The 6124-nt window shown below is 63.4% G+C and carries 7 protein-coding genes and 1 pseudogene; 6 read left to right on the forward strand and 2 right to left on the reverse strand.

Annotated elements, in window-relative coordinates; translation table 11 throughout:
* Positions 1–8 precede the first annotated feature (8 nt).
* From DQ392_RS01975 to DQ392_RS01985, 5 genes and pseudogenes are all read left to right on the forward strand, one after another.
* Positions 9–1238: pseudogene (locus tag DQ392_RS01975) on the forward strand (IS110 family RNA-guided transposase).
* 177 nt (positions 1239–1415) lie between these two features.
* Positions 1416–1928 (forward strand): hypothetical protein, encoded by a 513-nt coding sequence (locus DQ392_RS33950; RefSeq protein ID WP_147266469.1) that lies wholly within the window; start codon positions 1416–1418, stop codon positions 1926–1928.
* Between the two features lie 77 nt (positions 1929–2005).
* Positions 2006–2311 carry a hypothetical protein gene (locus DQ392_RS33955; RefSeq protein ID WP_147266470.1) on the forward strand — a complete coding sequence of 102 codons (306 nt, stop codon included), beginning with the start codon at positions 2006–2008 and terminating at the stop codon, positions 2309–2311.
* Entirely contained in the window at positions 2311–3609 is a 1299-nt protein-coding gene (locus DQ392_RS33960) for a putative T7SS-secreted protein (protein ID WP_147266471.1), read from the forward strand. Before DQ392_RS33955 ends, DQ392_RS33960 begins: the two co-directional genes overlap by 1 nt.
* On the forward strand, positions 3587–4138 hold the full coding sequence (locus DQ392_RS01985) for a hypothetical protein (RefSeq protein ID WP_245981051.1): 552 nt from the start codon (positions 3587–3589) through the stop codon (positions 4136–4138). Before DQ392_RS33960 ends, DQ392_RS01985 begins: the two co-directional genes overlap by 23 nt.
* Positions 4139–4220: 82 nt before the next feature.
* Here DQ392_RS01985 and DQ392_RS01990 read toward each other — a convergent pair whose 3' ends face one another.
* Entirely contained in the window at positions 4221–4790 is a 570-nt protein-coding gene (locus DQ392_RS01990) for a serine/arginine repetitive matrix protein 2 (RefSeq protein ID WP_245981052.1), read from the reverse strand.
* 392 nt (positions 4791–5182) lie between these two features.
* On the opposite strand from DQ392_RS01990, the gene DQ392_RS01995 reads away from it, so the two are divergent.
* Positions 5183–5620, forward strand: coding sequence for a LysR family transcriptional regulator (locus tag DQ392_RS01995; RefSeq protein ID WP_147266472.1), 438 nt, complete (start codon positions 5183–5185; stop codon positions 5618–5620).
* Between the two features lie 374 nt (positions 5621–5994).
* Here DQ392_RS01995 and DQ392_RS02005 read toward each other — a convergent pair.
* On the reverse strand, positions 5995–6124 hold a 130-nt coding region (locus DQ392_RS02005; RefSeq protein WP_114013677.1), incomplete at its 5' end, for an integrase core domain-containing protein.

Genomic DNA, 6124 nt, shown 5'->3' on the forward strand with positions numbered 1-6124 from the left:
AGGATGCCTTGATCTACTGCGGAATCGACTGGGCCGAGAGGACGCATGACGTCGCCCTGGTCGACGACTCGGGCCAGCTGCTGGCCAAACGCCACATCACGGATGATGCGGCCGGCTACAAGGTCTTGTTAGACCTGCTCGCCGAGTACGGCGACACCGAGGAACACCCGATCCCGGTGGCGATCGAGACCTCCCGGGGTCTGCTGGTCGCCGTGCTGCGGCAGGGCAAGCGGAAGGTCTTCGCGATCAACCCGATGGCCGCCGCCCGCTACCGCGACCGGCACAGCGTCTCCCGCAAGAAGTCCGACCCGGGCGACGCCCTGGTGCTCGCGAACATCCTGCGCACCGACATGCACGCCCACCGGGTCATGCCCGACGACAGCGACCTGGCCCGCGCCATCGCTGTCCTCGCCCGCGCCCAGCAGGACGCCACCTGGAATCGCCAGCAGATTTCCAACCAGCTTCGCTCCCTGCTGCGCGAGTACTACCCAGCCGCCCTGACGGCGTTCGAATCCTGAAAGAACGGTCTCTGCCGCTCTGAAGCCCACGAAGTCCTCAAGCTGGCTCCAACTCCCACGCGAGCTGCTCGACTGACTCGGGCCCAGCTCCAAGCCGCCCTCAAGCGGGCCGGCCGCCAGCGCGGCATCGAAGCCGAGGCCGAACGCCTCCGTGAGGTCTTCCGCGACGACTACACCCACCAACCTGCCCTCGTCGACGACGCGCTCGGCAAGCAGATGCTCGCCCTCCTGGTCCAGCTCCAGGCCGCCTGCACGGCTGCCGACGACCTCGCCCAGGCAGTGGAGGAAGCTTTCCCTCAGCATCCGGACGCTGAGATCATCCTCAGCTTTCCCGGCCTCGGCGTCCAGCTCGGCGCACGGGTGCTCGCTGAGATCGGGGACGACCGCAGCCGCTTCGCCGACGTCCGCGGCCTGAAGGCATACGCCGGCGCCTCGCCCATCACCCGGGCCTCCGGCAAGAAGTCCAGCATCACCCGTCGCTGGGTCAAGAACGACCGCCTCAACCACGCCGGCTACCTCTGGGCCTTCTCCGCCCTCCGGGCCTCGCCCGGAGCCATGGCCCACTACCGTCGCCGCCGCGACGAGCACGACGACTGGCACGCTGCCGCCCAGCGCAACCTCTTCAACCGCATGCTTGGACAGATGTTCCACTGCCTCCAGCGACGCAAACTGTTCGATGAGAACACCGCATTCCCAACAGCTTTGACGGCTGCGGCTTGACGACTTGAGGTCGTGAGGTGTCTATGCGGTCAGAGCACGAGCGCAGAGTGGCGCGCGGTTCTGGAGCGTCGGCTGAGGCGAGAGACGATAGCTGGGCGTGCTTGTCCGGGTACTGCTTGTCCGATGTGGCGTCTCGTCTCCTTGTCTCTGACGGCAAGAAGTGCATAGGCTGAAATAATGCGTCTGTTCGACAAGTTCACTGGCACAAGGCGTCCCCCCAGTGGCATGGCTGCATACCCTGCCGAGGATGTCCGAGCGGCGCTGCTTGCGCTTAACCAACCGCATGTCCCGTTCCTCGTGCGTGGTGGTGCTGCCGAGGGGGTGGATGTTGTAGCGGAGTGGCGCATTCTTGAGCCCGCTTGGCAAACCCTCTTCGGGAGAAGCCAGGTGCATCACGCTCTCCAGGTCCTGATGCGCTTCGACGCCGTGAATTCCGAGGTCCACTCGATGGATCGACAGTGGGTGGTCAACTGGTTCGGAGGGACACCCAGGCTCACCTTGTCATCACAGTACACCAAGGGCCAGGTGAGAAAAAGCGCTTCTCGACGCTGGACGATCGAGCGAAAGGGAAAGCTAGGGTTCAAGGCGACGGAGACCTTCCGTTATTCGGCTTCGGATTTGAAACGCCCTCTGCAGAACGCTGTTCTCGCACATGGCTGGACATGGCGCGGCGTCCCACTGAAAAGCTAAACAGCTATTGAGGTATCGGGGAGGTACCTGGGCTGAGCAACACGCATATTACGGATGGCGCTAAAGAGGGGGGTCACGTGAAGGACGGCTTCGGGCTGAACGTTGACAGTGACGGACTGCGTACCACTGAGTCAATGATTGGTCGTGAGCTCAACAAAGCGGGCGAGGGGAGCCCCGCCGGAGTGGGCTCGTCCGATTATGGTCATCATCAACTGCAACGCGTAGCAGCCGAGTTCGCCGATGCGGTTCACCTTGCCAGGCGCGCACTGACCCGCAATGCCGAGGAACACGGCATCGGCGTAGGCAACACGGCCGGACTCTTCGAGGTGCAGGAAGATGATACGCGGCGGGGGTTCGGATCCATCGTTGGGGAAGAGCGCTGATGGCAAAGCAACTCGGTGAGAGCTCAGATCCGAAGCAGCTGATTCCCGGCTCTGCGGAAGCGGTCGAGACCGATGCCCAGTCGCTGGCGACGTGGAGCTCAAGCATGGCAGGCATCGGTGAAGGACTCAAACGCGTGGACGTCGGCACCTGGTTCGGTGCCGCGAGCAGTGCATTCTCGGAAAGTTTCTTTGAGCAGCCGCTGAAGTGGATCAAAGCAAGTGCCGCAATCACCATCGCAGCCGGGGCTTTGGATCGCTACGCCGCGACGCTGCGCTGGGCTCAGGCTCAGGCTCGAGAGGCGATTGAAGTGTGGAAGGAGGGTGACAGAGCCACGGGCGACGCTAAATTGGCACACGCAACAGTTGTCGCGGGCCTCCCTGACGACGCAGCAGTCCCGTCATTCTCTGACCCCGGGGAAAAGCAACGGGAACTGGCCCAGCACCTTCTCAACGAGGCGCGTACTCAGCTTGCCGAGGCGGCCGAGGACGCGGTGAAGACGATTGCGGGACCGGATGCCGTCACCTCCCACGCAGTAACTGGTGCAAAAACCCTTGGGAAAGATGCTGCGAGCATCATGTTCGAGGCGGTCACCGGGTGGGAGACCGATGGCCATGCAAGCGCAAACGGACCGAAAAAGGCGAAGGAATACGTGTCTCCGGGCTTCGGGAAGCTCGGCATGCTGAAAGCCTACGCAGAGACTTTCCACTTGAAGGCGGATGGCACGGTCTCTAAAGGGTCGTTGGAGCTTTCCGGCGTAACGGACGCTTACGGGGGCTCCCGTCTAGCGGGCAGCGCTGGAATAACAGACAAAGGGGCTGCTTTCGATGCCGAAGCCTCCTCGGGTTTGAGGGCATTGGCCGAGGGACGTGTCAGTGTAGGTCCGGCGAGTTACTACGAACGCGCCGGCGGGTTTGTCGGTGTTGAGGGTACGGCCAACTTCGGAGCTGGCCCAGAGGGAATCTATGCTGGCGCGTCAGCGTTCGCCGGGGCCAAAGCCAATTTTGCTCAAGGCGCGGATGTCGGCGGGATCGGCTTTGGTGTGACGGGCGAGGTGTCCGCCGGTATGGGCGCTGACGGGAAAGTGATTTACGGGGTGGGAGAAGATGGGAAGTTCCACCTCGGCACCGATGCGCATGGCACGTTGGGGATCGGCGGTGGCGCTGGACTCGAGATAACGGTTGATCCTCAGAAGGTCACCGATACCGCACACGACGCGGCCGATGTGGCGGGCGACACGGTCGACGGCGTAGTAAAGGGTGTTGGGTCCATCAAGGATGGATTCACAGGCATGTTCTGATTCGCTGTTTTCAAGGAGGGCGGACGAGATCACCGCAAATCTTCCCGTACCCATCGAGTTCCAGTTGCCGGAAGGCTGGCGCCCGGTGTCCCGCAGAGAGGCGACCGCGTCGGGCGTCGTCTTTCTCGCCTTGCACCCTCAGCCGGATGCGGGATACACCGCCAACATCGCTGTCGACGGTGGATACCGGCCGGATTCAGCGCCGCTGACGAAGATCGCAGACGAATCAGTGCACCGACTGCGTGAGGTTGACTCGACGTTGGTGGTTTCCTCGCGCCGCGAGGTCGGTTCTCCCACGGCGCCCGGCCTGACCCAAAAGCTCGCCTTCGCCGCCGCCATTGACGACCGCCTACGCGAACTAATGCAAACCCAGGTGTACCTATCTCTGAATGACATCAATGATCCGCGCGAGCGGATGGTGCTCCGGTTGGTCTTGACCGCCACCGCAACTCAGCACGATGCAGTTCTAGGCGATTTCCAAGAGTTCGTACGCACTGTGCGGCCAGATACTCAGACAGCGTCGCCCTAGCAAAGCGCTGACATGCAAGGACAAGCGTGTAGTGGGAGTCTCACAATGAACATCCCGCACGGATAGCGGAGCACCCACACTTCTATGGAAGTGAACCGGTCGGGGGGCCTTGACGTGGGCGAGGAGAGGAAGGGCCCCACTGCGGCTGAGTAGCCCACATGGCGGAAAGCCGGCGGCGGTGGCGGCTGCGGCGGATGGCAGTCACCACGCTGATAGTCACCGCTGAGGCCAGTGCCCCGACAAAGCAAGCAATCGCTGCGAGGACAGCGCCCACCGCGACCCCCACGTGTGGTTTGTCTCCTACCGTGAACTCGGCCTGCCGCTCCGAAGTGCAGGTGAGCGTGAAGTCGCCGCTACTGCCCGGCTTCACCTCGAAGACGCGTGCCCATGCACGGGAACCAGCGGTGATTTGAAAGGTGCTGTCCGGCCGGGTCATCGTCCCAGCCCGCATCTGCGGGATCTCGCAATTGATCCGACCCTCACCGGCCTGGGAGACGTAAATCGCCCTCGCTTCCCCCTGAGTGAAGCTGAACGTCTGCGAGCCGCCGCTGGGAAAGCGACGGTTGGTTTCAAGAACCGTGCTCTTTACTGTCATCACGATGATGGAAGCCCCGATACCGGCTAGCACGAGCGCCAGCACAGCGGCGATCACGTACCAGATGCGCCGGGGCCGCACGTCCTTTGCCTGGACCTTCGGCGGAGGCGGCGGCCCCCCGTACGAAGGGCCATGAATACCTATAGCCACGGTTCCACACCGTACAGCAACCTTGTAAGGCGGTCATCACACCGGACACAAGCCCCCGTTGGCCACTGGCCACGCTCTCTTCGCCTCGACAAACCCTCCACTGTCCTGCTCCCACCCAGCTCTTGGTCTTGGGAAGATCCACGGAGAGCAGTGAGAATTATGCCAGCGTTCCAGAGTGGGGCCCCTCCTCTGCGACGTGAAGCACCCTGTTCGCGGCCGCGCGCCAGGCCGCGGGCTTTGTCGTTCTCGAACTGGTGGACCGCCTCGGGTGCTTCGCCGCCACTACTACCGAGGTCCGCATGCCCAACCAGTGGTACCAGCAGATGAAGGCCCTGGAAAGCTGGTGGCGGACCGCGCTCCGCGATCGGGAGACCAAACGACCGCAGACGACGCGGGACGGGCCGCTCTTGAAACAGAGCGTCACCGAGATGTTCGACATCCTGGAGGCCCGGTTGTCCCGGCTGCGGGGGCCGACCAGTTGTGCTGTGTGCTTCGCGGTACAGCCGTCGGTCGCCGAGAGCTGGTTTGTGCCGCGCCTGGGGAACATGCAGGCCGCGGTCGCACCGACGGGCCTACACCTCACCACCTTCGACTCCGAACCGGAGCTCGCTGACATCGATCACGATATGAGCGTGTGCTTCGGCGACGGTCCGTCGCCGCGGTTGTATTCGGAGCCGCTGGATACCGAGCCAGTGTTCCCGTCGCTTCTCGTGAGCTCGCCGACAAGCTCGGCCTGACGGCTCACTCTCCGTGGTAGGAAGGGCGGACCTGGGAAGGACCCGAAGCGTGCGCAACATCGTACGGAGCAGCTGGCGGCGATCGACCCGGACAGGGGCTGCCTGTGGCCGCTGAGCTGGCAACGGCACTACCGAGTGCTCGCCGACCTGGTCGACACCGACGGCGTCCTTCCCTGCATCGTGCCGGGCATCACCTTCGAGGGCGACGACATCGGCACCTGGAGGTGACGGCAGCAGGAATCCAGCACTTGAGCGCAGCCCCTGACAAGCTGTGGTGCGAGCAAGGCTATTTCATCAGGCACGAGGCGTGGCTTCTGGCCTTGTGGAACCTGTGTGAGCTTGTTCCGCTTTGACGGACACCGTCGGTGTGGTGGTCAGGCCGTTGTGGCGGCGGCTTCGTAGTCGGCGGGGGTTCGGTAGCCGAGGCTGCTGTGCAGGCGTTTGAGGTTGTACCAGCTCTCGACCCATTCGAAGATCGCGGCGTGTGCGGCGGCTTTGCTGGGC

It is taken from the genome of Streptomyces reniochalinae, from assembly GCF_003323735.1.
GTDB lineage: Bacteria > Actinomycetota > Actinomycetes > Streptomycetales > Streptomycetaceae > Streptomyces > Streptomyces reniochalinae.